21 protein-coding genes are annotated in these 25,405 nt (G+C 65.7%); 8 read left to right on the top strand and 13 right to left on the bottom strand.

The genetic code is table 11. The features are described from left to right. Positions 1-67 precede the first annotated feature (67 nt). The 5 genes from AC3ANU_RS08720 to AC3ANU_RS08700 all read right to left on the bottom strand — a co-directional run bounded on the left by AC3ANU_RS08720 (position 68) and on the right by AC3ANU_RS08700 (position 5,070). The gene (locus AC3ANU_RS08720) at positions 68-577 is read right to left on the bottom strand and encodes a DUF3817 domain-containing protein (RefSeq protein WP_056394158.1); all 510 of its coding nucleotides are present in this window, start codon (positions 575-577) and stop codon (positions 68-70) included. Beyond that, complete coding sequence (locus AC3ANU_RS08715) at positions 574-1,464, bottom strand: SURF1 family protein (protein WP_056394160.1); 891 nt, start codon at positions 1,462-1,464, stop codon at positions 574-576. The genes AC3ANU_RS08720 and AC3ANU_RS08715 overlap by 4 nt, the downstream gene beginning before the upstream one ends. 97 nt (positions 1,465-1,561) lie before the next feature. Next, entirely contained in the window at positions 1,562-2,050 is a 489-nt protein-coding gene (locus AC3ANU_RS08710; RefSeq protein ID WP_056394163.1) for a PTS sugar transporter subunit IIA, read from the bottom strand. 40 nt (positions 2,051-2,090) lie between these two features. Continuing rightward, entirely contained in the window at positions 2,091-3,830 is a 1,740-nt protein-coding gene (locus tag AC3ANU_RS08705; protein WP_056394166.1) for a glycerol-3-phosphate dehydrogenase/oxidase, read from the bottom strand. A gap of 103 nt (positions 3,831-3,933) precedes the next feature. After that, positions 3,934-5,070 carry a GuaB3 family IMP dehydrogenase-related protein gene (locus tag AC3ANU_RS08700; protein ID WP_018769221.1) on the bottom strand — a complete coding sequence of 379 codons (1,137 nt, stop codon included), beginning with the start codon at positions 5,068-5,070 and terminating at the stop codon, positions 3,934-3,936. Positions 5,071-5,126: 56 nt separating this feature from the next. Between AC3ANU_RS08700 and AC3ANU_RS08695 the strand changes: the two genes are divergently transcribed. Then, on the top strand, positions 5,127-5,732 hold the full coding sequence (locus tag AC3ANU_RS08695) for a hypothetical protein (protein WP_478223425.1): 606 nt from the start codon (positions 5,127-5,129) through the stop codon (positions 5,730-5,732). Here the strand turns inward: AC3ANU_RS08695 and AC3ANU_RS08690 are convergent. Then, positions 5,729-7,588, bottom strand: coding sequence for an ABC transporter ATP-binding protein (locus AC3ANU_RS08690; RefSeq protein ID WP_018769219.1), 1,860 nt, complete (start codon positions 7,586-7,588; stop codon positions 5,729-5,731). The two genes, AC3ANU_RS08695 and AC3ANU_RS08690, sit on opposite strands and share 4 nt — an antisense overlap. A gap of 502 nt (positions 7,589-8,090) precedes the next feature. On the opposite strand from AC3ANU_RS08690, the gene AC3ANU_RS08685 reads away from it, so the two are divergent. Next, positions 8,091-10,577 (top strand): GH32 C-terminal domain-containing protein, encoded by a 2,487-nt coding sequence (locus AC3ANU_RS08685; RefSeq protein WP_235509904.1) that lies wholly within the window; start codon positions 8,091-8,093, stop codon positions 10,575-10,577. Between the two features lie 68 nt (positions 10,578-10,645). On the opposite strand, the gene AC3ANU_RS08680 is transcribed toward AC3ANU_RS08685, so the two are convergent. Together AC3ANU_RS08680 and AC3ANU_RS08675 are read right to left on the bottom strand one after the other, a co-directional pair. Further along, on the bottom strand, positions 10,646-10,939 hold the full coding sequence (locus tag AC3ANU_RS08680; RefSeq protein WP_018769217.1) for a putative quinol monooxygenase: 294 nt from the start codon (positions 10,937-10,939) through the stop codon (positions 10,646-10,648). A 28-nt stretch (positions 10,940-10,967) separates the two neighbouring features. Continuing rightward, positions 10,968-11,966, bottom strand: coding sequence for a LacI family DNA-binding transcriptional regulator (locus AC3ANU_RS08675; protein WP_056394177.1), 999 nt, complete (start codon positions 11,964-11,966; stop codon positions 10,968-10,970). Between the two features lie 164 nt (positions 11,967-12,130). On the opposite strand from AC3ANU_RS08675, the gene AC3ANU_RS08670 reads away from it, so the two are divergent. The 4 genes from AC3ANU_RS08670 to AC3ANU_RS08655 all read left to right on the top strand — a co-directional run bounded on the left by AC3ANU_RS08670 (position 12,131) and on the right by AC3ANU_RS08655 (position 16,148). Then, entirely contained in the window at positions 12,131-13,249 is a 1,119-nt protein-coding gene (locus AC3ANU_RS08670; RefSeq protein WP_488315844.1) for a substrate-binding domain-containing protein, read from the top strand. Positions 13,250-13,273: 24 nt separating this feature from the next. Next, positions 13,274-14,320, top strand: coding sequence for an ABC transporter permease (locus AC3ANU_RS08665; protein ID WP_018769214.1), 1,047 nt, complete (start codon positions 13,274-13,276; stop codon positions 14,318-14,320). Then, a complete protein-coding gene (locus AC3ANU_RS08660) occupies positions 14,317-15,111 on the top strand; it encodes an ATP-binding cassette domain-containing protein (protein WP_018769213.1) in 795 nt (264 codons plus the stop codon). The genes AC3ANU_RS08665 and AC3ANU_RS08660 overlap by 4 nt, the downstream gene beginning before the upstream one ends. A 101-nt stretch (positions 15,112-15,212) precedes the next feature. After that, entirely contained in the window at positions 15,213-16,148 is a 936-nt protein-coding gene (locus AC3ANU_RS08655) for a carbohydrate kinase family protein (RefSeq protein ID WP_488315843.1), read from the top strand. Positions 16,149-16,212: 64 nt separating this feature from the next. Here AC3ANU_RS08655 and guaB read toward each other — a convergent pair whose 3' ends face one another. Next, positions 16,213-17,724 carry an IMP dehydrogenase gene (gene guaB / locus AC3ANU_RS08650; RefSeq protein ID WP_018769211.1) on the bottom strand — a complete coding sequence of 504 codons (1,512 nt, stop codon included), beginning with the start codon at positions 17,722-17,724 and terminating at the stop codon, positions 16,213-16,215. A 227-nt stretch (positions 17,725-17,951) separates the two neighbouring features. Then, positions 17,952-19,928, bottom strand: coding sequence for an acyltransferase family protein (locus tag AC3ANU_RS08645; RefSeq protein ID WP_488315958.1), 1,977 nt, complete (start codon positions 19,926-19,928; stop codon positions 17,952-17,954). A gap of 243 nt (positions 19,929-20,171) precedes the next feature. Between AC3ANU_RS08645 and AC3ANU_RS08640 the strand changes: the two genes are divergently transcribed. Further along, a complete protein-coding gene (locus tag AC3ANU_RS08640; RefSeq protein ID WP_488315842.1) occupies positions 20,172-21,140 on the top strand; it encodes a DUF389 domain-containing protein in 969 nt (322 codons plus the stop codon). Between the two features lie 23 nt (positions 21,141-21,163). Here AC3ANU_RS08640 and AC3ANU_RS08635 read toward each other — a convergent pair whose 3' ends face one another. Next, positions 21,164-22,687, bottom strand: a complete 1,524-nt coding sequence (locus AC3ANU_RS08635) for an ATP-dependent DNA ligase (protein WP_488315841.1) — start codon at positions 22,685-22,687, stop codon at positions 21,164-21,166. 56 nt (positions 22,688-22,743) lie between these two features. Between AC3ANU_RS08635 and AC3ANU_RS08630 the strand changes: the two genes are divergently transcribed. After that, entirely contained in the window at positions 22,744-23,346 is a 603-nt protein-coding gene (locus AC3ANU_RS08630; RefSeq protein ID WP_018769207.1) for a dihydrofolate reductase family protein, read from the top strand. 68 nt (positions 23,347-23,414) lie between these two features. Here AC3ANU_RS08630 and groL read toward each other — a convergent pair whose 3' ends face one another. Both groL and groES read right to left on the bottom strand, forming a co-directional pair. Then, a complete protein-coding gene (groL, locus tag AC3ANU_RS08625) occupies positions 23,415-25,025 on the bottom strand; it encodes a chaperonin GroEL (RefSeq protein ID WP_018769206.1) in 1,611 nt (536 codons plus the stop codon). A 79-nt stretch (positions 25,026-25,104) separates the two neighbouring features. Beyond that, entirely contained in the window at positions 25,105-25,398 is a 294-nt protein-coding gene (groES, locus tag AC3ANU_RS08620; protein ID WP_018769205.1) for a co-chaperone GroES, read from the bottom strand. Positions 25,399-25,405: the final 7 nt, after the last annotated feature.

Here is a 25,405-nt window from a genome sequence, read left to right as displayed (position 1 = left end):
GCAGACGTACGACGGCGGGCGGCCGCCGCGAGGGGCCAGGCACCTCAGCGGCCGGCAGCCCGGAGGGCTAGTACCGCTGCGGAGCCTGCGGGTTGGCAGCGAGTTCGGCCTCCGCCTCGGCGTGGAACTTCTTCTCGACGATGAAGGACAGGAACGGCACCACGCCGCCAAGGGCCAGCAGGACCAGCTTCAGGAAGGGCCAGCGCATCAGGGACCACAAGCGGAAGTTGGAGATCAGGTAGACGACGTACATCCAGCCGTGCACGATCAGGACCGTAACAGAGACGTTCACGCCGTTCAGTACTCCCGGCGGCTCGGCGTCCGCGAACCCGAAACCGAACGGCTGGCCGGTCACGGCGTTGGTGCCGCCGGCGAACAGGTACTGCCCGAAGCCGTACCGGGCCACGAGTTCAGCGCACAGCAGGAGCAGCATGGTGCCGGTGAGGTAGGCCATGACCCTATAGAACTTCAGGGCCGACCGGATCTGGGCCTCGGTGCCGCCGAAGCGGCGCTTCCTGCCGGACGTCTTGCCGCCGGGAGCCTGCGGGGACGGGGTGGCCGGTTTCGGATCAATCATGGCTGTACCTTCTGCTGGGACTGGTCAGGCTGCTGGTGCTGGTCAGGCTGGTGCGGGGGAAGCTGGTGCGGTTCGTGCGGTTCGTCCTGCTCGGAACCTTCGGCGTCATCGAGGGCCTCCTCGAGGTCCCGGTGGTAGTCGTCCTTGACCAGCCGCCACCAGATGAAGAGGGCAAAGCCGGCGAAGACGACCCACTCGATGGAGTAGAAGAGGTTGAGCCAGTTGATGTGCTGTGCCGGCGGCTGGGGGCCGATGTCCAGCGGCAAGAGGTTGCCGGGTACGGCCGCGGCACTCACGTCCTGGCCGCCCACCACCTCTGCGGTGGCCGACACGAAGCCCGGGTAGCTGCTCACGTCCCAGTAGTTGATGAGCTCCGCCACGGACACAGCCGAGGCCTCCCCCGGCTTCGGCGCTTTCCCGGCCACCGGCGCCTCGGACGGCAGCAGGCGTCCGGTCAGTTCAACAAGGCCCGACGGCGGTGCTGCCGCGTCCTGCGGTTCCGCCACCCACCCGCGTGCCACGGGGATCCAGGTCTGCGGTGTTGCGGCGGCTCCGGTCAGGGTGGGGGCGCCGTTCACGGCGAAGGCCGAGACCACCCAGTAGCCGCTCTTTCCGTCATGGAGCCGGCCGGGAACCAGGACCTGTTTGTCCGCACTGTACGTTCCCTGCGCAGTGACCATCTGGTCCGCGACGCTGCCGTGGAAGAACTCGCCAGGCTGGAGCGTGCTTGTCAGCGGCTGGACCTGTTCGGTGGCCGGATTAACGGGCACTTCGGGTTGGGTGGAGCGGCCGAACTGCCATTGGCTCAACAGCACGAAGACCCCGGAGAGCGCGATCGCGAAGACAAAGCCTGCGATCCATCGGGGCTTGAGGGCTGTTTTCCACACGTCTTAACCGTACTTCGTACTCTTGTAGAACAACTAAACGCCGGGGACGCCCGGACCTGGAAAGGGCGGACACGCGGGCCTGGTGGTCCGGGCGGACCTAGTGGTCGAAGAACACCAGGCTGGAGTTGATGAGTTCGGCGATCACTTCGGCGTCGTAGGCGCGCCGCAGCGATTCGCGGAAGGATTCCTTGGAAAGCGACCGTGCCAGGGTGGCCAGCACTTCCAGGTGGTCCGAAAAGGAACTGGCGGGGGTGGCAATCAGCAGGATCACCGTGGCCGGACCGTCGGCGGCGCCGAAGTCCAGGGCATGGCCGTACTTGGCGATCCCCACCGCGATCGAGGTCTGGGAGACGAACTCGCTGCGCGCATGCGGCAGCCCGATGCCGCCCGGGAGCCCCGTGGCAAGCTGGTGCTCGCGGGCATTGACGTTCTTCAGGAACCCGTCAAGATCCGAGATCCGCCCGGCTGCGTGCAGCCGTTCCGCCAACTGGGTGGTGGCGTCGGTCTTGTCCTTCGCTTCCATTTCCAGGATCACCATGTCGGCAGTGGTGAGGTGGGCGTCATACGGGTCCAGTGGTTCCGCCAAGGCGTATCCCTTCTGTCAGCAGTGCAGGGCGAACGGCCCCTCAGCGCAAGGGCACGATGTTTTCCGCGCCCAGGCGGGCGGCGTCTGCGGATTCGTCGTCCGGCTGTTGCTGGCTGAGGCGTTCGGCTTCCACGCGGGCAATGTAGTGGCGGACCTCGTTTTCACGCTGCGCGTCACTCCAGCCAAGGACGTCACCCATCAGTTTAGCGACAACAGGGGCAGCGGACACGCCGCGGTCCCAGGCCTCGATGGAAATGCGCGTCCGCCGGGTCAGGACGTCCTGCACGTGGCGGGCCCCTTCATGGGTTGCGGCATAGACCGCCTCCGCCTGCAGGTAGTCATCCGCTCCCGGGATGGGCTCGGCAAGTTCCTTGTTCTGCTCGATGATGGCCAGCACCTCGGGCGTCATGGAGCCGTACCGGTTGAGCAGGTGCTCGATCCGTGCCACATGGACCCCGGATTCCTCCGCGGTGCGGTTCCGCCGGTTCCAGGCCGCACGGAAGCCGCTGGCGCCCAGCAGCGGGATGGTTTCCGTGCAGCTCGGCGGGACCCGTTCGTCCATGGTGCGGGTGGCCTCGTCCACCGCATCCTTGGCCATGACCCGGTAGGTGGTCCACTTGCCGCCGGCCACCACCACCAGGCCGGGGACAGGGTGTGCCACAACGTGCTCGCGGGACAGCTTGGCGGTTGAATCGTTTTCACCGGCAAGCAGCGGCCGGAGTCCGGCATAGACCCCTTCAACGTCCTCCCTGGTCAGCGGGCGCTTGAGCACCTGGTTGACGTGCTCCAGGACGTAGTCGATGTCCTTGCTTGAGGCCGCGGGGTGGGCCTTGTCCAGGTGCCAGTCGGTGTCCGTGGTGCCGATGATCCAGTGCCGTCCCCACGGGATGACAAAGAGCACCGACTTTTCCGTGCGCAGGATCAGGCCCACGGTGGATTGGAAGCGGTCGCGGGGAACCACCAGGTGGATGCCCTTGGAGGCACGGACCTTCAACTGGCCCCGGTCGGTCACCATGGCCTGGGTTTCGTCCGTCCAGACTCCGGTGGCGTTGATGACCTGCTTGGCCCGGATGCTGAATTGCGTCCCGTCCTCATGGTTCTCCACCTTGGCTCCGACCACCCGCTCGCCCTCGCGCAGGAAGTCCACCACCGCCATCTGGTTCACGGCGTGGGCGCCGTAGTACGCAGCGGTACGCACCAGGTTTGCCACGTATTTGGCGTCGTCCACCTGTCCGTCGTAGTACCGGATGGATCCCACGAAGGCATCATTCTTCAGGCTGGGGGCGGCGCGCAGGGTGCCGCGCTTGCTCAGGTGCTTGTGGAACGGCACGCCGCGGCTGTGTCCGCTGGAGATGGACATGAGGTCATAGAGCGCGATGCCGGCGCCCACGTAAGGCCGCTCGACAAACGGCTTGGTGAGCGGATACAGGAAGGGCACCGGGCGGGCAAGGTGCGGGGCGATTTCGGAGAGCAGCAGCCCGCGTTCCTGCAGGGCCTCCTTGACCAGGGCGAAGTCGAGCATCTCCAGGTACCGCAGGCCGCCGTGGATGAGTTTCGAAGACCGTGACGACGTGCCGGCAGCCCAGTCGCTTGCCTCGACGATGCCAACGCTCAGCCCCCGGGTCACGGCGTCCAAAGCGGCTCCCGCTCCGACGATGCCGCCACCGACGATCAGGATGTCCAGTTCCCGGCCGGGTTCGGACGTGGCGCGCAACCGCTGGATGGATGCTTCCCTGGCTTCGGGGCCAAGGGCTCCGCCGTTTGCAGGAACACTCTTCATTGAACGCCTCCAGTGCCTCTAGTGCCGGTTGTAAACCCACACTACTTGCTGGCGGCGTGCTTTGGGCAGGGTGGGCGGCGCCCACCCTGCCCCGTCCAACGCGTCAGTTCCCTGCGTAGGGCGATACGACGACGTCGACCCGCTGGAATTCCTTGAGGTCCGAATAACCGGTGGTCGCCATGGAGCGGCGCAGCGCACCAATGAGGTTGGACGTGCCGTTGGTGTGGTGGCCGGGCCCGAAGAGGACTTCCTCCAGCGGACCCACGGTGCCGACGTTGGCGCGGTCACCGCGCGGCAGTTCCAGGTGGTGCGCCTCCTGGCCCCAGTGCCAGCCCTTGCCGGGTGCCTCTTCGGCGCGCGCCAGCGCGCTGCCCAGCATGACGGCGTCGGCGCCCATGGCGATGGCCTTGACGATGTCACCCGAGGTGCCCATGCCGCCGTCGGCAATGACGTGCACGTAGCGGCCGCCGGACTCGTCCATGTAGTCCCGGCGGGCGGCCGCGACGTCGGAAATGGCTGACGCCATGGGCGAGTGGATGCCCAGGGCGCGCCGCGTGGTGGTGGTTGCGCCGCCCCCGAAGCCCACCAGCACACCAGCCGCGCCGGTCCGCATGAGGTGCAGCGCCGGGGTGTAGCCGGCCGCCCCGCCCACGATGACGGGGACGTCGAGTTCGTAGATGAACTGCTTCAGGTTCAGCGGTTCGTGGTTCTTGGAGACATGCTCGGCGGAGACGGTAGTGCCCCGGATGACGAAGATGTCGACGCCAGCGGCCACGACCGTCTTGTAGTGCTCCTGGGTGCGCTGCGGGGTGAGCGATCCGGCCACGGTGACGCCGGCCTCGCGGATCTCGGCCAGGCGGGACGTGATGAGTTCCGGCTGGATGGGCGCCCGGTACAGCTCCTGCATCCTGCCAGTGACGGCTGGGCTGTTGGTTTCGTCCTGGAGCGCAGCGATTTCATCCAGAACAGACTGCGGATCCTCGTACCGGGTCCAGAGTCCCTCGAGGTCAAGGACGCCCAGTCCGCCCAGCTTGCCCAGTGCGATGGCCGTTGCCGGTGACATGGCGGAGTCCATCGGGGCCGCGATCACCGGCATGTCGAACTGGTAGGCGTCGATCTGCCAGGAGACGGAAACGTCCTTGGGGTCGCGGGTGCGACGGTTGGGGACGATTGCAATGTCATCCAGGGAGTAGGCACGACGCCCACGCTTGCCACGGCCGATCTCGATCTCATAAGTCACTGCTCTAGGTTATCCCAGCAGCCCCGTTGGTCCCGGCCGGTGGCTACAGTGGCATGATGGGCAGACGCTGGATCTTCGACGGGCACATCGCCGGCATTGGCACCACATCCGGACTGCGCGCGGTGGTTGGCATGTGGCAGGAGTCCCCTTTCGGGACCTTCTCGGACGTCATGGTGCAGGAACCCTCAGGTCACCGCCTGCTGCTTGCGCCGTCCGCCGACGTTGCCGGCTTCATAGCGTCGACCTACAGCTTTGATGAGGTGCGCATGGTGGACGTTGCTGCCGGACTGTCCGGCGGCGCGTTGGCGGTCGACGCCGGGCCGCTGGCAATCCAGGCAGTCACCGGGGCGAGGACCTACCTCGGTTCCGCGCTGAAGGCAGTTCCCAGGCGACTTGCAGTCCATCCACGCTGGCTCTCCGCAGTCAGTCCGCTGGCCGCCCTGGCAGCCCGCGGTGCCCGCACCTACGGCACGGCGGGCAGCGGCAGGGCAGAGTTTTACGGGGTGACGGACTTGCACCACGTGACCTCCGCCGTCGTTTCATGGGAAGGCGCCGACGCCGGAGCGCTGGCCCCCATCCGGCCCGCCGTGACCTTCGGTTTCAGCAGCGTCCCGCCCAGGCCCAGTGTCGCGAGGGTGCGCACCACCATAGTGGAGGCTTAGTTTGCTGTAGGTTCCTCTACCGTCAGCTGGGATTCGAACATCCTGAAGTACCTGCCGTGCAGGGCCACCAGTTCCTTGTGCGTGCCCTGCTCCACGATTTCGCCGTCCTCCAGCATGTACACGATGTCGGCTTTCTCGATGGTGGCAAGCCGGTGGCTGATGGCGATGATGGTGCTGCTGCGGTCCGCGAAGAGCCGGGTGAAGATGCGGTGTTCGGCCAGGGCATCAATGGCAGAGGTGGGCTCGTCCATCACCATGAAGGACGCGTCCCGGTAGAAGTTCCTGGCCATGGCAAGGCGCTGCCACTGGCCGCCGGAAAGGCCGCTGCCCTTCCGGCCGCGCGGGTCCTCCATCCAGTTGCTGACGTGGTTGTCCAGGCCGTTGGGCAGCTTATTGATGAAGTCGAGCGCCTCGGCATCCGCGGCCGCCTTGCGGATGCGGTCATCGTCCCGCGGCGAGTCAACGTCGCCGAAGTAGATGTTCTCCGCCGCGGTGGCAAACTCGTATTTCAGGAACTCCTGGCTCAGCACCGCCAGGTGGCGGTGCCAGGTGGTGACGTCGACGGCGGCGAGGTCCACGCCGTCGAGCAGCACCTGGCCGGAGTCCGGACGGTAAAGGCCGGCCAGGATGCGGATCAGCGTGGACTTGCCGGCACCGTTCTCCCCCACGATGGCAATGTGCTGGCCTTGGCGGATGGTCAGGCTGATGCCCCTGATCACTTCGATGTCACTGCCGGTGTACGTGAAGCGGATGTCCTTCAGCTCGACTTCCTTCGGCGCTGCCAGCAACGGCGGCGCGTGCTCCGAGTGAACCGGCATTGCCATGAACAACTCGTAGTCCTTCAGGTTGGCGAGGTCTTCATCAATGGAGCTCAAGGAGGACACCAGGTTGTTCGCGGTGGACAGGGCGCGGCTGACGATCTGCTGCACATAGAGGAACTGGCCCACGGGCTGGGCACGGGCAATGATCTGACCCACCACCCAGATCAGCGACACCACCTCCGCACCGTACTGGAGTGCATCGGCGGCCAGCTGCTTGGGGATGTAGCGCCGCTGGTAGTCAAGGCGCCGCCGCTCGTCTGCGTCCCGGAGCCGGGAGCGTAGGTCCATGAGGAAACCGACAATGCCATACAGCCGCATCTCGGCAATGTGCTGCGGCCGGAGGAGGTTGGTTTCAATCATCCGGCGTTGGCGGCGTGAGTCCACCTGCGTGTTCCAGTGCGCAATCTGTTCCCTGGACAGCTTGAACTGCAGGTACACGCTGGGCACGATCGCCACCAGGACGATCACGGCGATCCACCAGCTGACCAACAGCAGGGCGCCGATGGCCAGGATGACCGAGATGAGCTGCGTAAAGATAGCGGCAATGCGGTCCAGGACCCTTGCATAGGAGTCGGAGAACCGTTTGGCGCGGTCGTAGAGGTCCACGGTTTCTTTGTCGTCATAGCGCCAGAATTCGAGGGCGAGGAAACGCTGATACATCTGGTCGCCCACAATGGCGCCCACCTTGAAGCTCATCAACTGCTGGATGTACCGGTCAACGCTGTTGAAGGCGCCCCAGAAGAGTCCCAGCGCCGCGGTGACAATGACGTAGACGATCGCAACGCGTCCGGCTCCGGCGTCGCCCGCGTAGGCTGCGGCCAGCGCGGTGGTGGTGAGGGACGCAAAGTAGGTGGTGACCAGGGGAAGAACGGCCGAGATCAGCGAGCCGAGCACCTTCATGATCACCGCGCCCGGGGATGCACGGAAACTGACCCGCAAGACCTGGGCCACGGCGCGGGCGTAAGGCCGTATGGCAAGCCGCCGGTGGGGTTCGCTCTTCGGGCTCAGTTCCGCCGGATGGCGTGATGGGGGCATACCTCAAGCCTAGGGCGCGCACCGAAAGTTTGCGGTAGCCCGGAAGGGCGTTCGGCGCAGCCAACAACCGTTGCCGCAGGCCGGCTGGGGCTGGTTCTGCAGGTCCGTTCCCACCTCTTGCCCGCTGTCATGACAACGGTGTCTAGCGCCGTGCCGGTCAGACGGGCTCGAAAGCAGCCAGGTCCTTGCCGATGCCCGGCCGCCGGAGTTCGTTGACTTGTCTCGTGGACTTAACCTACGCTCCGTCACGTATTGACATCGTTGTCTAACTGAACGCGCGATGAAGGGCGACCTCAAAATGCACAGAAAACAAAAGGGAAGCACGCGGCTCCTTTCGGCCCTGACGCTGACGGGTTTGATATTGACCGGAGCGTTGGCCGGCGCTGGACCTGCGATTGCAGGGAAGTCGGACGGGAATCCTCCCCCCGGGCCCACCACGGGCAGCACTTTGGGCCAGGAAACCTACAGGCCGGCGTACCATTTCTCGCCGGCCAAGAACTGGATGAACGATCCCAACGGAATGGTCTACCACAAGGGGATCTACCATCTTTTCTTCCAGCACAACCCGTCCGGAAACACCTGGGGCAACATGTCCTGGGGACATGCCACCTCCACTGACCTCGTTCATTGGCAGGAGCAGCCGCTCGCCATTTCCACGGATACCCAGGAGGACGTGTTCTCGGGCAGCGTTGTGGTGGACAAGAACAATACATCCGGTCTGGGGACTACGGAGAACCCGCCGCTGATTGCGATTTACACCAGTGCCTACAAAGACGCCTCGCCGCACCGCGGGCTCCAGGCCCAGTCGCTGGCCTACAGCCTTGATGACGGACAAACCTGGACCAAATACAGTGCGGACCCGGTCCTGAACCGGAACTCCGCCAACTTCCGGGACCCAAAGGTGTTTTGGTACAGCACTGCCGAAGGCGGCTACTGGGTGATGGCGGCCGTTGAGGCCCTGGACCACAAAGTACTGCTTTACAAGTCAACCAACCTCAAGGACTGGACGGCCCTGAGCGAATTCGGGCCCGCCAATGCCACGGGCGGACTGTGGGAATGCCCCGACCTCTTCCCGCTGGCCGTTGACGGAGACCCGAACAACGTCAAATGGGTCATGGTGGTCAATATCAATCCCGGCGGGGTGGCTGGCGGCTCGGCGGGTCAGTACTTCGTGGGCAGCTTCGATGGCGTCACGTTTACCTCGGAGACCACGAAACCCAGCGATGCGCTACCCTCCGGAACCCCCGTGGCGGGATTCAACGACGGCACATACAACGGGTGGGCCGTGAGCAATGAACCCGGCAACTGGAAGAACGGACCCTTCACTGACGCTCCGGCAGCCGGAACCCTGCCGGGCCAAAACCTCGTTGGCGGGTTCGTAGGCGCGGGCTTGGTAAATTCCTTCAACGACGGCGACTGGCCCCTGGGGTCCATGTCCTCGCCTGGCTTTACCGTAGACAGCGACTACATCAACTTCCTGGTGGGTGGAGGCCAGCATCCGCGGGCCTCCGACAAGCTGGACAATACGCCGCCGCCGGGAGACCTGCTGTTCAATGGCTTCGAGGTCCCGGACGGCACTACCCTCGCCGAAGCCGGCTGGACCGGCACGGGCGACCTCGCGCCGTCGTATCAGCCCGCCACGGCGGGAGGCGACTACTACATCGGCGCTAAACGCATCAACACCTTCGAAACAGGCGCGGCCCCGGGTGACGACCGGCAAGGCAGCCTGACCTCCCCCGAGTTCACGCTCTCCCGGAACTTTGTGAGCATGCTGGTGGGCGGCGGGCACCGTTCCCCGGAGTCCGGGCAAGTACTGGAGGCCCAGTTGCTGGTGGACGGGAACGTGGTGCGCACCCTGGCCGGGGACGACGCCGGCGCGCTCAACTGGAAGGGCTGGGATGTCTCCGAATTCGCGGGCAAGCAGGCCCGGCTTCGAGTCGTTGACCAGGCGACCGGCGGCTGGGGGCACCTCACCGCTGACCATGTCATGCTGACCGACCAGGCTGCGGTGCCGCGCTCGGACGAAACCACCGTGAACCTGGTGGTGGATGGCAAAGTGGTGCGCACAGCTACCGGTGCGAACAGTGAGGTGCTGGACTGGGCGTCGTGGAACGTGGCGGAATTCCGCGGCCGCCAAGCGCAGATCAGGGTCGTGGACAACAACCGGTTCGGCTGGGGACACATCCTGGCCGACGAGTTCACCGCTTCCCCGCAGCCGGCCCGGCCGCGCCTCAACAGTTATGACTGGCTGGACTATGGCCGCGACTACTATGCCTCGGTTTCCTTCGGCAACATGCCCGAAGATAAGCGGGTCATGCTCGGCTGGATGAACAACTGGGACTACGCCAACAGCATTCCCACTTTCCCATGGCGCAGCGCGATGTCGCTGCCCCGCGAGATCGGCCTGACGCAAACGCCGGACGGCCCGCGGCTGACGCAGCAGGCAGTGAAGCAGGTGGACGGGCTGGCCTCTGCACCCAGTTACCGGAATACCGCAGGCGGGACCATCACTCCCGGAACGCATGCCCTGCCTTCCGCGGCGTCGGGGGATGTGCAGCGGATCGATGTGACCTTCGCTCCCGGCACTGCGGCCAAGTCCGGGATCACCCTATTCGGAAACGGATCATCGTCCACAGCCGTCGGTTACGACGCCGCCACAAAAGAGGTCTATGTCGATCGCGCGAATTCGGGCAATGTCGGCTTCCATCCGCTGTTTGCCTCGGTCGATTCGGCACCGGTCAGCGTGGATGCCCAGGGAAATGTGACCCTCCGGATCTACGTGGACAGGTCCTCGGTGGAAGTCTTCGCCCAAGGCGGACTGCGGACAATCACCGATCAGGTCTTCCCTGCGGACGGAGCCAAGGAGGTAGCGCTGTTCGCCGAGGGCGGCGTTGCGCAGTTGAAGTCGCTCACCGTCACACCGATGAAACAGGCCATGTTCCTGGCGTCCCTCAAGGCGGTCAACGCCGGAGGGAAGGCCCGGGGCTGAGAAAGCAGGCTTCAGCATGCCCAGCCGGCGGCATCCGGTGGCCGGGCATGCTGAAGCCCCCGGCGAAACTATTCCACCGGCTGCAGCCAGGTCAGGACCGACCCGTCCTCTTCGATGTGCCGCGCCAGCTCGGCATTGAATGTGGCTCCGTATTCGGCGGTGATGTGCTCCTGGAAAGCGTCGTCGTCCCGGTACACCTCGAATACGAAGTACTCACGCGGGTTGGACTCCCGGGTATACGGAAGGAAATGTTCGTTGCCCGGCTCGCGGCGCACGCGCTCCGTCAGTTCCCGCATCATCTCCGCGACGCGTCCTTCGCTTCCGGGCTTGACGGTGAATTCTGCATACAGTGTTTTGGTCATGGGCTTGCTTCTTTCTGTTGTGGGTGGGTCAGTTCGACGGCGGCAGCTCGCCCGAGCCGCGCACGATCAGTTCCGAGGGGACAACATAAGCCTGGGGAGCGCTGTCGTCGCCGTCCATGCGGGCGAGCAACCGCTCAGCGGCGAGCTTCCCGATCCGGTCAGGATGCTGTGCGATGACGGTGATGCCCGGGTCCATCATGTCGGCGAGCGTGAAGTCGTCGAAGCCCACCAACGCCACCCGGTGGCTGGCTCCCCGTTCACGCAGTGCCCTCATGACGCCGAACGTCACGAGGTTCTGGCTGGAGAAGATGGCAGTAGGCGGGTTGTCGGACGCAAGGAGTTCGTGGGCAGCGAGCCGCGCTGATTCTTCGTCGTGCAGGCCATCGCGAACCGGAACAGAACCGGTGGCAACGCCCGCCCGGCCGAGTTCCTCCATGAAGCCCCTGCGGCGATCGCGGGCAGTCTGGATATCAGGGCGGTCACCCAGGTAGGCAAGTTTGGTATGGCCGTGCTTGAGGAGATGGGCTGCAGCCCGCGCAGAGCCGGCAGCGTTGTCGGTTACCACAGCGTCGGCCTCGATCCCCACCGGCTCGCGGTCGATGAAGACGAGGGGCAGGTCCCGGGAGTGCTCGGGGATGACGTAGGCCTGGCTCCTGGCAATGGGTGTCAGGACCATGCCATCCACCCTGCGCCCGAGGAACGCTCCCACCAGGGCCTTCTCCCGCTCGGGGTCGTCGTCGAGGCTTGCAGCGAACACGGCGATTCCGCGCTCGCCGAGGGCGTCTTCCAGTGCGCGGTGGATTTCGCTGCTGAAAGGGTTGGCAACGCTGGGCAGCAGCAACCCAATGGACAAGGTCTTTCGGCCGGCGCGACGCAGGCTCCCCGCCGCCATGTCCAATTGGTAGTGCAACTGCTGGGAAGCTCCCAGGACACGCTGGCGCGTGGCCTCCGAAACGCCGGGCTCGTCATTCATCACCCGGGAAACAGTCTTGATCCCAACGCCAGCCAAGGCGGCCACATGGCGCATGGTAGGTCGGTTCGTGCTGACCTCGGACTGGTAACGATTAGACATCGTTGTCAATACCTCGCTCTTCATCATCGATTCACACTTGACTCTACCCTGTGACATTGATTACATGAGCGATGACATCGTTGTCAGGCACGCTAAGTGCCCTGAGACCAGGAGATTCAATGTTGAGTTCCAAAACCCCGCGGCACACTGTTACTCGTTCCCTCGCCATCGGCGCAGTCCTGACCCTGGGCGCCCTCAGCCTCTCGGCCTGCGGGGGCAACTCTTCCGCAACAGGCTCCACCGACGGTACTTCCTCGGAGAAAATCGGTGTCTCACTGATCGTGAAGACCACGTCGAACCCGTTCTTCGTCTCCATGCAGGAGGGTGCGAAGAAGGCGGCTGCTACGGACGGCGTCGACCTCAAGCTCGCGGCAGGAAAGGCCGACGGCGACGAAGACACCCAGATCCAGGCAATCGAAAACGCCATCTCCAAGGGCGACAAAGGCATCCTCATCACGCCCAACGGCCCGTCCGTCGTCGACGCCCTGAAGAAGGCGAAGGACGCCGGGCTGTTCGTCATCGCACTGGACACCCCGCCGGACCCGGCCGATGCCGCCGACATCACCTTCGCAACCGACAACTTCGCCGCCGGCGAGCTGATCGGCAAGTGGACCGCGGCGCAGCTGGGCGGCAAGAAGGCCGCCATCGCGCTGATCGACCTCTTCGACGACAAGGTTGTCTCGGTTGACTACAACCGCGACCAGGGCTTCCTGACCGGCCTGGGCGTTGACACCGCCGACAAGAAGAAGAACGGCGACGAAGCCAAGACCGGAAAGTACACCGGCGGCAAGGGCGGCGAGTACGAGATCGTGGGCAACCAGGCTTCGCAGGGCGCCGAGGACGGTGGCCGAACCGCCATGGAAACGCTGCTCTCCAAGAATCCGAACATCAACGTCGTCTACACCATCAACGAACCGGCCGCCGCGGGCGCGTTTGAAGCCCTGAAGTCTGCAGGTAAGGAAAAGGACGTGCTGGTGGTCTCCGTTGATGGCGGTTGCGCGGGCGTGAACAACGTCAAGTCCGGCATCATCGGTGCCACCGCGCAGCAGTACCCGGTCAAGATGGCCGAACTGGGCGTCAAGGCAATCGTCGACCTCGCCAAGACCGGCAAGAAGCCCGAAAACTCTGCCGGCCTGGACTTCTTCAACACCGGCGTCGAACTGGTCACCGACAAGGCGGCTGACGGCGTCAAGAGCATCACGACCACGGACGCCACCCAGATCTGCTGGGGCAAGTAAGCCGGAACTGTGACAGGAGCAACGATGACCCAGCAACAAACCGCAGGCCCGCCGGTTACCGGGCCCACCGACCTGGCCGAGGAATTCCTCGACCGCCAAACTCCCCTTAGCCGCATCCGCAATGTGCTGCACCGCTACCCGGCACTGAGCCCGGCCATCGTCCTGATTGTGGCGGTGGTGGTGTTCGGCCTGCTCAATGACCGCTTCCTGCGGTTCGAGAACCTGTCCCTGATCACCCAGCAGGTGTCCGTCGTCGGAACCCTGGCCATCGCCCAGACCCTCATCATCCTCACCGCCGGAATCGACCTTTCCGTGGGCGCCGTGATGATCCTGGCCTCCATGGTGGTGGCGCAGTTGGCTGTGAACAACGGCATGCCAGGACCCATCGCACTGGTGGCGGGGCTCGTCGTCGGACTTGCCGCCGGGGCTGTCAACGGCTTCCTGGTGACCAGGTTCCGGCTCCCTCCGTTCATCGTGACGCTGGGAACCCTGAACATCTTCATCGCCCTGACCCTGCTCTACTCGGGCGGCTCCACGGTCCGTGGCTCGAGCATGCCGGGGCTCCTGACCTGGATGGGCAGCACGTTCCCCGTTGGGCCCGTTCGCATCTCCACCGGCGTGGTCATGATGCTCCTGCTCTATGTGGCGGTCGCCTTCATCCTGGGCAAGACGGCGTGGGGGCGGCACGTGTACGCAGTCGGCGATGACAAGGAAGCCGCCCGCCTGGCCGGTATCCCCGTCAACCGCGTCCTGATGAGCGTCTACCTCGCGGCCGGCGCGGTGCTGGCGATCGGAGCGTGGATCCAGATCGGGCGTACCAACGCAGCAAGCCCCAACGCCGGGGTGGACCTGAACCTGGACTCCATTACCGCCGTCGTGATTGGCGGGACCAGCCTCTTCGGCGGCCGCGGCTCCGTCTGGGGATCCCTCCTCGGTGCGCTGATCGTGGGCGTTTTCCGCAACGGGCTTTCCCTGGCCGGGCTGGACGTGCTGTTCCAAACCCTCGCCGTCGGCGTCCTCATCATCATCGCTGTGTCGATCGACCAGTGGATCCGAAAGGTGAAGTCATGACCTCCACCGGGATTGAATCCCCCAAGACCGAAACCCGGCAGCCGATCCTCCAGGCGCGGAACCTCGTCAAGACCTTCGGCAAGGTGGTTGGCCTTGACGGTGTCAGCCTTGAGCTGTATCCGGGCGAAGTGCTGGCCATCATCGGCGACAACGGCGCCGGCAAGTCCACCCTCATCAAGTGCCTCACCGGGGCCGAGGTTCCGGACTCGGGCGAGCTCCTGGTTTCCGGCCAGCCGGTGCACTTCAAGCGTCCGCAGGATGCCCGCGCGCATGGAATCGAAACGGTCTACCAGAACCTGGCGGTCTCGCCGGCCCTGGACGTGGCGTCGAACCTGTTCCTGGGCCGGGAGGAACGGGTGGCCGGACCGCTCGGGTCCATCTTCAGGGTCCTGGACACCAAGGGGATGCGCCGTAAGGCGAAGGAGGAGCTCACCCGCCTCGGAATTTCAACCCTTCAGGATGTCACCGTCCCAGTGGAGAACCTCTCCGGCGGACAGCGCCAGGCCGTGGCTGTGGCAAGGGCAGCAGCGTTCGGTTCCAAGGTGGTGGTGCTCGACGAGCCCACCGCGGCACTGGGCGTGCGGGAGTCGAACCAGGTCCTACAGCTGGTCCGGGATCTGCGGGACCGCGGCCTTCCAGTCATCCTGATCAGCCACAACATGCCGCACGTGTTTGACGTTGCCGACAGGATCCACATCCAGCGTCTCGGCAAATGCGCCGCCACGATCACCCCGAAGTCGCACAGCATGACCGACGCGGTGGCCATCATGACCGGCGCCGCCACGGCCTGATCCGCGTACGACCGCTTTCCTTCACCCCCCTTCCTGTTCGCGGACCTGCTCGCCTGCCCCGGGCGGCAGGTCCGCGCCCGTCTTCACGAAAGTTTGCTCCCATGCCCTACACCAGTGGCTCCGGCACCAGCGCCTCCACTCCCGATGTCATCGTGGTTGGCGAAGCACTCGTCGACGTCGTCCGCACCTCCGAAGGCACGGCGGAGCACCCCGGCGGTTCCCCGGCCAACGTCGCCTACGGGCTGGCAAGGTTGGGCGTGCGAACCAGCCTCCTGACCTCAATAGGCGACGACGAACGCGGCGCCCTGATCGAGCGTCACCTGGGCAGCGCCGGAGTTGCGCTGCTGCCAGGGTCGAAATCACCGGGCCGCACGGCTTCCGCCACCGCCACGCTGGGCGCTGACGGGTCCGCCAGCTACGAATTCGACGTTTCCTGGGAGCTGCCGCCGGTGCACCCCGCCACCTTTCCCAAGGTGCTCCACACCGGCTCGATCGCCAGCTTCCTGGCGCCCGGAGCCGGTTCCGTCAAGAGCCTCCTGGAACGGGCGCACCGTGAATGCCTGGTTTCCTACGATCCCAATATCCGCCCCGCACTCTTGGGCAGCCACGCGGAAGCCCTCGCTGTTTTCGAAGACCTGGCCCCCTTAGCGGACGTGCTGAAGCTTAGCGACGAGGATGCCCGGTGGCTCTACCCGGGGGTGACGTTCGAGGACGCCGCGGCGCGGATCCTGGAACTTGGTGCGGGCATGGCTGTGGTCACCATGGGTTCAGCCGGCTCGCTGCTGGCAACACCCGCCACACGGGTGCAGATTCCGTCCGTCCAAACGGTAGTGGCAGACACCATCGGAGCCGGTGATTCCTATATGGCGGCCCTGATCTACGGCCTGCTCTGCCGGAGCACCGATGGCTTGGCGCCGTCCGTCCTGGAAACCCTGGGCAGGATGGCATCGAAGGCTGCCGCGATTACGGTCAGCCGCCCGGGCGCCAATCCGCCCACCCTTGAGGAGCTGACGTCGGAACTGCAGCCGGCGGTATAGGGGCTTGAATGCGGAAGGAGGCGGGGAATTCCCCACCTCCTTCCGCAGCATTAAGCCACCGGGATCAGCGCGAACCGTAGTTCGGCGCCTCCACGGTCATCTGGATGTCATGCGGGTGCGATTCCTTGAGTCCGGCAGACGTGATCCGGACAAACTTGCCGCGGGCCTTCAGCTCCGGGATGGTCGGCGCGCCGGTGTAGAACATGGTCTGGCGCAGGCCCCCCACCAACTGGTACGCCACCGAGGACAGCGGCCCGCGGTAGGCAACGCGGCCTTCGATGCCTTCGGGGATCAGCTTGTCGTCGCCGGACACGTCCGCCTGGAAGTAGCGGTCCTTGGAGTAGGACGTGTTCTTGCCGCGGGACTGCATGGCGCCCAGGGAGCCCATGCCGCGGTAGGACTTGAACTGCTTGCCGTTGACGAAGATCAGCTCGCCCGGGGACTCGTCACAGCCCGCCAGCAGCGATCCCAGCATGACGGTGTCGGCTCCGGCCACCAGTGCCTTGCCGATGTCGCCCGAGTACTGCAGGCCGCCGTCGGCGATCAGCGGCACGCCGGCCGGCATGGCAGCCTTGGCGGATTCGTAGATGGCGGTAATCTGCGGGACGCCCACGCCGGCCACCACGCGGGTGGTGCAGATGGAGCCCGGACCAACACCCACCTTGATGCCGTCCGCGCCGGCGTCGATCAGTGCCTGGGCGCCTTCGCGGGTGGCAGCCTGGCCGCCGATGATGTCCACGTGGGCGGCCACGGGGTCGGACTTGAGCCGGCGGATCATGTCCAGCACACCCTGGGAGTGGCCGTTGGCGGTGTCCACGAACAGGGCATCGACGCCGGCGTCCACCAGGGCCATGGCCCGCTCCCAGCCGTCACCAAAGAAGCCGATGGCAGCACCCACGCGGAGCCGGCCCTCGTCGTCCTTGGTGGCCAGCGGGTACTGCTCGGCTTTGGTGAAGTCCTTGGTGGTGATGAGGCCCTTGAGCCGGCCCTGCTCGTCCACCAGCGGGAGCTTTTCGATCTTGTTGGTTGCGAGCTTGTGCGAGGCTTCCTCGCGGCTGATTCCCACGTGTCCGGTGACCAGGGGCATCTTGGTCATGACGTCGCTGACCAGCCGCAGCGGGAAATCGGACTCGGGGACAAAGCGGGTGTCGCGGTTGGTGACGATGCCCAGCAGGCGGTTGTCCTCGTCCACCACGGGCAGGCCGGAGACGCGGTAGTGGGCGCAAAGGTCATCAAGTTCCCGCAGCGTGGCCTCGGGACGGATGGTGAGCGGGTTGGTGATCATCCCTGACTCGCTCCGCTTGACCCGGTCCACCTGGTCAGCCTGGTCGGCGATGGACAGGTTGCGGTGCACCACGCCCAGGCCACCCTGGCGGGCCATCGCGATGGCCATGCGGGATTCCGTCACGGTGTCCATTGCGGCGGAAAGCAGCGGGGTCTGCACCGTGATCCGCTTGGAGATCCGCGAGGAGGTGTCTGCTTCGGACGGGATCACGTCGGTGTGGCCCGGCAGGAGCAGGACGTCATCGTAGGTCAGGCCGATGAAGCCAAAGGGGTTGTGTTCGGGCTCGGTCATGAGTGCGCCTCTTACCTTGGTTGCTGGGTCACGGGTAGGGGTTGCAGCCGATGACCAGCCCGTTATTACGGAACTGGCCTGTGCAGACGATCCTGCGGGACCACCGTGCAGGACGGCGTTCCGGGGGCAGAAAGTGTTGAGTAAATATTAGAACCTCGGCGCCGATCCCCCTATTCCACACCGGTAATGTGAGCAACCGCACGCCCCCACCCACCCTTAGGGCCGGCTCAGCTCCAGCCGGTTGCAGCCAGCAGCCGCTGCTCGAACATGGGGATCATGGTCTCCACATAGGTTCTGGTCAGGTGGTTGTCGTCCTTGTAGACGTACACGTTCCCCACCACCGCAGGGCAAACGCCCCGGGCACAGATGAAGTCACTCATGTCCATCAGGTGCAGCCCGGGCAGCTTGCCGCGGTAGTTCTCCAGTGGCGATGGCTCCACCAGGGACTCGGCGAGCGATGGATTGCAGGCAGCCGCGCCGGCGCCGTTCCGTTGGGCGCACTGGGGCATGTTGAAGGTGAATCTCGGGTTGTCGCGGATTCCCACGATCTCGATCCCCGCGTCGGCGAACGGCTTGACGCCGTCAAGGTACCCCGGCACCTCCGTTTCGAACGGGGCATCCTCATGGGTCAGCGTTGCCACGGTGAACACCGCATCCGGGCGGTGTTCCAGGACGTAGGCGGAGCTGGCCTTGTTGTAGGCGTTGCATTCGGCATTCCTGGTCTCCGATTCGGCGCCGAACCGGCATGCGGGCATCAGGAGGGTGACCAATTCCCACCCACGCGCGGCCGCCACGGGAGCCAGCGCTGCCAGGTACTGCTGGGCATGGGAGTCGCCCAGCACCACGATGCGCCGGGTGGACGGTTCCTCCGGAAGCTCCTGCCGGCACCCCTCCAGGATGGGATCGCCCGTGGCGTTGGCACCTGTGCAGGGCGAGTCGATCCCGGCCCAGTCGTTGTCCAGGGCGGTGGGCCCGGGGATGGTCCTGGCCCTGGGCGCGGGCGTGCTTTCGTTCTCCGGCGTGAGCGCCAGGGCCCCCGGCGTCAGCTCACGGGGCTGTGCCGCCGTCGCGCTTTCCTCTGCGGTGAGCGATGTCTGCCAAACCGCCACGGGACCAGCCAGCAAGGCACCGCAGGCAACAATGACGACGGCGGTCCGCCAGGCGCGAAGCTTGGGCCAATGCCAGTCGCGCAGCGGCTTTTCAACAAAGCGGGTGGTCAGGACAGCAAGCACGATGGAGGCAGCGACGATGCCCAGTCCCTGCTTGAGGTTGGGTGCCTCCACGCCGGTGGCCGCGAGCGCCAGCACCAGGACCGGCCAGTGCCAGAGGTAGAGGGCGTAGGAGTTGTCACCCAGGGCGACGGCGGGGCGGCTGCTGAGGAGCCGGTCCACGCCGAACCGGCTGCCGGTTTGCCCTGCGATGATGATGGCCGCCGCGGCCAGTGTGGGCCAGAGCGCCACGTACCCGGGAAAGGACCGGTCGACGGTCAGGACCAGCCCGCAGGACACCATGGCTGCCAGTCCGGCCCAGCCCAGGGCCACTCGCACCACGCGGCCGGGCTTGACGTAGGGCAGCACCAGTGCCAGCAACGATCCCAACGCAAACTCCCAAAGCCGGGCGCGCGTATCGAAGTAGGCGTAGGCCTGGTTGCCGGCGGTCTGGTCAATGGAGTAGGCAAGCGACACCGCCAAAACCGTTCCAAAGACTGCGCCGAGCAACCCTCGGTAGGTCAGCCCCTGCAGGCGGGGAACCCGGCGCAGCCGGTTCAGCAACGCAGCGGTCGCGGCAAAGATCAGTGGCCACAGGATGAAGACCTGTCCCTGGATGGACAGGGACCAGAAGTGCTGCAGCGGACTGGCTCCGGCGTGGTCCTGCGCGTAGTAGTCCACTGCATTGTCTGCCAGGAGCCAGTTCTGCCGGTAAAGGAGGGACGCCCAGGCCTGGTCCAGCACCTGTGGCCAGCGGCCCTGCGGCAGGATCAGCCAGGTGCCTGCCAGCACTCCAAGGATCACCACGACGGCGGCCGGCAGCAGTCGCTTGAAAAGGTGCAGCCAGTGCGCCATCAGCTTGAAAGGGTGGCCGGATTCGGCTTTGCGGACGAAGGAAAGCGTGAGCAGGAACGCCGAGATCAGCAGGAAGATGTCCACGCCGCCGGACACGCGGCCCAGCCACACGTGGTACGCCACCACCATCAGGACAGCCAGGGCCCGGAGCCCCTGGACCTCGGGGCGGAAAGTGGGCTTCCGTTTCCTGTTCGCGGCACTGGACTGTTTCCTGTTCGCGGCACTGCACGGGGGTTCAGGTGCCTTCGACGTTTCCGTAATCGACACTAGAACCTCTCAGGACGCCCGCCAGCCAAAGCATCAAGCCTAGCCAAGCCGGTCAGCAACGGCCAATCAACGCACCTGTTCGGACTATGCTGGGCCCAATCATCGAAGGGAGACGGCGTGGTTGTCCAACTGCGGATTTGCGTGCCCGGCGAGCTGTCCGCCGTGACGCTGAAGACGTGCCGGGACCAGCGGGGCGCGGCAGAGGTTGCGCTGGTTGCGGGTGCGTCGGTGGTCCCGGAAGGCGACGTTATCGAGGTCCTGATCGCCCGGGAGTCAGTGGAGGAACTCCTCGAGAAGCTGGAGATCCTGAAGGTCCAGGACGTTGGATCCATTGCCATGTCCACGCCGGAATTAGTCCTGTCAAAGAAAGCCGACCGGGCGGAACGGGCCGCCCCCGGGGACGGTGCGGACGCAGTGATCTGGGACGACGTGACGCGGCAAACCGGAGAGGACTCCCGCCTGACATGGAACTTCCTCGCCTTCCTGGTGCTCGCAACCCAGCTTGCCGGGATCGGCATCGTGACGGACTCCCCCATCGCGATTGTGGGAGCCATGGCGGTAGGTCCCGAGTTCGGACCGCTGGCCGCCCTCGCCGTCTCGCTTGCCACCCGGCAGTGGAAGCTTGGCCGCCGTGCTGCCATTGCCCTGGGTATCGGGTTCCCCGTGGCCATGCTGCTGGCGGCACTGACGGCGTGGCTGTCGGTGCCCCTCGGTCTCTTCCCGCGGGATGCCCTGGACAAGGGTTCCGCGGTGGAATTCATCTACCATCCGGGCCCGTATTCGCTGATTGTTGCCGTCCTGGCCGGCATCGCGGGAATGCTCTCCATCATCGGCCGGCGCTCCGCGGCCCTGATCGGGGTCTTCATCTCGGTGACCACCGTTCCGGCGGCAGGGTACGTTGCGGTGGCCCTGGTCCTGGGGGAATACCAGAAGGCTGCGGGCTCGGCGCTCCAGTTGCTGCTCAACCTCGTGGGCATCGTGGTGGCCGCCCTCGCGGTACTGCTTTTCTACCGCATGGTTTCCAGGCGCGTGCCGCACGGGGTGGCACGGAACCTGAGGCGCCAGCGGAGCGGGGCCCGCAACTAAGGAGCCTCCGCATTCACGGTGCGCTACGGCCGCAGCAGGGCGCGCAGGGTCTGGATCGTGTCTGCTTCGGCCGCAGCCTTGTCATCCCGGTAGCGCTTGACCCGGGCAAACCTCAGGGCGATGCCGCCGGGATAGCGCGGTGACTGCTGCACGCCGTCGATGGCGATTTCCACCACCGTGACCGGCTCAACCCACACCGTGCCGGCCGTGCGCCGCACCTCAAGCTCCTGGAACCTCTCCGTCTGCCATCGCAGCAGTTCGTCGGTGAGGCCCTTGAAGGTCTTGCCCACCATCACGTAGCCGCCGGGTTCTCCGAACTCCCCAGCGGGGTCAAGGGCGCCCAGGTGCAGGTTGGACAGCATCCCGGTGCGGCGCCCGGACCCCCATTCGCAGGCGAGCACCACCAGGTCGTACGTCAGCACCGGCTTGACCTTCACCCAGTTGGCTCCGCGCCGGCCGGCCGCGTAGGTGGAACCGATCGCCTTCACCACAACGCCTTCATGGCCTGCGCCAAGCGCCTCCTGCGATACCCGTTCCGCAACGGCGGGATCGGCCGTGACCTCCCCCGGTATCCGGTGCTCCGGCGCGATCCGCTCGAGCTCACTGATCCGGGCGGACAGCGGCTCATCAAGCAGGTCCCGCCCATCGATATGCAGCACGTCGAAGAACCAGGGATGCAGCACCGTCTCACGCACGGCATCCGCACCGAAGCGCGCCATGGTTTCCTGGAACGGCCGCGGGCCGCCTTCCTCGTCCAGGGCCAGGGTTTCACCGTCAAGGATCACGTTCCGCAGCGGCAGCCCGCGAACCAGGTCCACCACCTCGGGGAGCCGGTGGGTGACGTCGGCGAGGTTGCGCGTGTAGATGCTGACGTCGTCGCCGGACCGGTGCACCTGGATGCGGGCGCCGTCGAGCTTGTATTCCACCGAGGCTTCCCCGGTCGCCTCCAGGGCTGCGCTGGGACTGGCCGCGGTGGCCGCCAGCATGGGCTGCACGGGGCGGCCAACCACCAGGCCGACGGCGTCCAGCTCGGCTTCGGTGCCCGTGATGGCCAGCAGGGCTGTTCCGCCCAGGTCGCCCGAAAGCATCGCAGCGCGCCGTACGGCGGCAACGGGCTTCCCGGCAGCGCGGGCAACGGCATCCGTCAGCACTCCCTCCAGGGCTCCTATACGCAGCTCGCCAACCAGGACACCTGCAATGAAGGCCTGCTCAGAAGCAGTGGCTGCCGCCATCAGCGTCCGGAGGGTGGCCGCGCGCCCCGCGCCCGATCCGGTACCCGCCGTGGCAAGCAGCCGGTCCAGGGCAGCGTCGAGGTCGGCCAGGGTGAGGGTTGGTTCGACGGCGGGTTCCTCCTTGGCCGCCGCCACGGCACTCCATCCGACGCCCACGCGTCCCTGGCGGGGCTTGGCAACCAGCCAGCCCACCGCCGTCGGGATTTCCGCCGGCTCAAGCCGGCCCAGCAGCTGGGCCAGCGCATCCACCTTGGCCAGCCGGGAGCGGGTGGAGGTGACGGCCTCCGCGGTGTTGACGAGCTCAAGGAGCAGCATGGCACCATCCTGCCACGGCACTGGACAGGGCCGGAGCCCCGTTCCAGACTTGGTGGATGGGCAACATCGTCGCGAACCTGTTCATCACCCTGGACGGCGTCTACCAGGCGCCCGGCGGCCGCGAGGAAGACAGCGAAGGCGGGTTCAACCTTGGCGGCTGGCAGGCACCGGTCTCCGACGACGAATCCGGCGCCGCCATTGCGGCTGGAATAGCGCGGATGGATGCCCTGCTCCTTGGCAGGAAGACCTACGACATCTTTGCCGCCTACTGGCCCCAGCAGTCCGGGGACATCGCGGACACGCTCAACCGGATACCCAAGTTTGTGGTGTCAAGCTCCTTGTCCGATCCGGCATGGGCCGGCACCACCGTGCTGCCGGATGCCGCGGCGGCGGGCGGGCTCCGGGACGAGTACCAGCAGGTGCACATGTTCGGCAGTGGCGTCCTCATCCGGTCCCTGCTGGAGGCGCAAGTGCTGGACCGCCTTCATCTCTGGCTGTATCCGGTCACCCTGGGGCAGGGCAAGCGGCTCTTCGACGCCGGGACGGTCCCCTCAACATTCCGCCTCGCCGAGCCGGTACGCAGCTACCCCAAGGGAGCCGTGTCGTTGGTCTACGAGCCTGCGGGCGGAGTCGAAACCGCCGAGATGGCGGCTACGTAGCACCCGGAACACAGAAAACCGGCCCAGCTGGTGCTGGACCGGTTTTCTGTATGTGAAGACGGGCAGGATCAGTGGCTGTGGCCTGCGTGCTCGTCTTCTTCGGCCGGCTTCTCCACGACAAGGGTCTCGGTGGTGAGAACCAGCGCGGCGATGGAGGCCGCGTTGCGGAGGGCTGCACGGGTGACCTTGACGGGGTCGATGACGCCCGCAGCGATCAGGTCCTCGTACTCGCCGGACTTGGCGTTGAACCCGTTGTTGATTTCCAGGTCGGCAACCTTGGAGGTGACCACGTAACCGTCGAAGCCGGCGTTCTGGGCGATCCAGCGCAGGGGCTGGACCAGTGCGCGGCGGACAATGCCGACGGCCGCGGCAGCGTCGCCTTCGAGGGCGTTGACGGCGGCATCCTCATCCAGTGCCTTGAGGGCGTGGATCAGGGCCGAGCCACCGCCGGCCACGATGCCTTCTTCGAGGGCAGCGCGGGTGGAGGACACTGCGTCCTCGATGCGGTGCTTCTTTTCCTTCAGCTCAACCTCGGTTGCGGCACCCACCTTGATGACGCCGATGCCGCCGGCCAGCTTGGCCAGCCGCTCCTGGAGCTTTTCGCGGTCCCAGTCGGAATCGGTGCGGGTAACCTCGGCGCGCAGCTGGGCAACGCGTGCGGCCACGTCCTCGGCCGAGCCTGCGCCGTCGACGATGGTGGTGTTGTCCTTGGTGACGGTGATGCGGCGGGCGGTACCCAGCACCTCCAGGCCAACGGTGTCCAGGCTCAGGCCCAGCTCCGGGGAGACAACCTGCGCACCGGTGAGGGTGGCGATGTCCTGCAGCATGGCCTTGCGGCGGTCGCCGAAGCCGGGAGCCTTGACGGCAACAACGTTCAGGGTGCCGCGGATGCGGTTGACGATGAGCGTGGACAGGGCCTCGCCCTCGACGTCCTCGGCGATGATGAACAGCGGCTTGGAAGCCTGCAGTGCCTTTTCCAGCAGCGGCAGGAATTCCTGGATCGAGGAGATCTTGCCCTGGTTGATCAGGATAAGCGCGTCCTCGAGGACTGCTTCCTGGCGTTCCGCGTCGGTGACGAAGTACGGGGACAGGTAGCCCTTGTCGAACTGCATGCCCTCGGTGAGGACCAGTTCGGTCTGGGTGGTGGAGGACTCTTCGATGGTGATGACGCCATCCTTGCCCACCTTCCCAAAGGCCTCGGCGAGCAGTTCGCCGATTTCGTCGCTCTGGGCCGAGATGGCGGCAACGTTAGCCACCTGGGTGCCTTCGACCGGGCGGGCGTTTTCGAGCAGGCGGGCAGCCACGGCTTCAACCGCAACTTCGATGCCGCGCTTGATCTGGCCGGGAGCGGCGCCGGCAGCAACGTTGCGCAGGCCTTCCTTGACCAGGGCCTGGGCCAGGACCGTGGCGGTGGTGGTGCCGTCGCCGGCAACGTCGTTGGTCTTGGTGGCTACTTCCTTGGCCAGCTGCGCGCCAAGGTTCTCGTAGGGATCGTCAAGTTCCACTTCACGGGCGATGGTGACGCCGTCATTCGTGATGGTGGGGGCGCCCCACTTCTTGTCCAGGACGACGTTGCGGCCGCGGGGGCCGAGCGTCACCTTGACGGTGTTCGCGAGCTTATCGATGCCGGCCTCAAGGGACCGGCGGGCAGCGTCGTTAAACGCAAGCTGCTTTGCCATGGTTTTGTCCTTTCAAAGACAGAAACCCCGCACTGCCGGCCAGCATGAGCATGGCCGGCGGCACGGGGATCCGGAAGAGTTACTTGACGACGACAGCCAGGACGTCGCGGGCGGACAGCACCAGGTACTCGGTGCCGCCGGTCTTGACTTCGGTTCCGCCGTACTTGGAGTAGATGACGACGTCGCCAACGGCAACGTCAACCGGAACCCGCTGGCCGTCTTCGAAGCGGCCGGGGCCTACTGCAACAACTTCGCCTTCCTGCGGCTTCTCCTGGGCGGAGTCCGGGATGACCAGGCCTGAAGCCGTGGTCTGCTCGGCTTCGAGCGGGCGGACAACAATACGATCCTCAAGAGGCTTAATAGAGACCGACACTCGGACC

The organism is Arthrobacter sp. SDR-2R (assembly GCF_057747955.1).
This window is presented reverse-complemented; position numbering and strand designations above follow the sequence as displayed.

Bases quoted from the DNA above. Each gene is read 5' to 3' on its own strand.
- groL (WP_018769206.1), bottom strand. From the start codon at position 25,025: ATGGCAAAGCAGCTTGCGTTTAACGACGCTGCCCGCCGGTCCCTTGAG.
- AC3ANU_RS08685 (WP_235509904.1), top strand. From the start codon at position 8,091: ATGAACGATCCCAACGGAATGGTCTACCACAAGGGGATCTACCATCTT.
- AC3ANU_RS08690 (WP_018769219.1), bottom strand. From the start codon at position 7,588: ATGCCCCCATCACGCCATCCGGCGGAACTGAGCCCGAAGAGCGAACCC.
- AC3ANU_RS08720 (WP_056394158.1), bottom strand. From the start codon at position 577: ATGATTGATCCGAAACCGGCCACCCCGTCCCCGCAGGCTCCCGGCGGC.
- AC3ANU_RS08705 (WP_056394166.1), bottom strand. From the start codon at position 3,830: ATGAAGAGTGTTCCTGCAAACGGCGGAGCCCTTGGCCCCGAAGCCAGG.
- guaB (WP_018769211.1), bottom strand. From the start codon at position 17,724: ATGACCGAGCCCGAACACAACCCCTTTGGCTTCATCGGCCTGACCTAC.
- AC3ANU_RS08680 (WP_018769217.1), bottom strand. From the start codon at position 10,939: ATGACCAAAACACTGTATGCAGAATTCACCGTCAAGCCCGGAAGCGAA.
- AC3ANU_RS08695 (WP_478223425.1), top strand. From the start codon at position 5,127: ATGGGCAGACGCTGGATCTTCGACGGGCACATCGCCGGCATTGGCACC.
- AC3ANU_RS08665 (WP_018769214.1), top strand. From the start codon at position 13,274: ATGACCCAGCAACAAACCGCAGGCCCGCCGGTTACCGGGCCCACCGAC.
- AC3ANU_RS08675 (WP_056394177.1), bottom strand. From the start codon at position 11,966: ATGCGCCATGTGGCCGCCTTGGCTGGCGTTGGGATCAAGACTGTTTCC.
- AC3ANU_RS08655 (WP_488315843.1), top strand. From the start codon at position 15,213: ATGCCCTACACCAGTGGCTCCGGCACCAGCGCCTCCACTCCCGATGTC.
- AC3ANU_RS08635 (WP_488315841.1), bottom strand. From the start codon at position 22,687: ATGCTGCTCCTTGAGCTCGTCAACACCGCGGAGGCCGTCACCTCCACC.
- AC3ANU_RS08670 (WP_488315844.1), top strand. From the start codon at position 12,131: ATGTTGAGTTCCAAAACCCCGCGGCACACTGTTACTCGTTCCCTCGCC.
- AC3ANU_RS08630 (WP_018769207.1), top strand. From the start codon at position 22,744: ATGGGCAACATCGTCGCGAACCTGTTCATCACCCTGGACGGCGTCTAC.
- AC3ANU_RS08660 (WP_018769213.1), top strand. From the start codon at position 14,317: ATGACCTCCACCGGGATTGAATCCCCCAAGACCGAAACCCGGCAGCCG.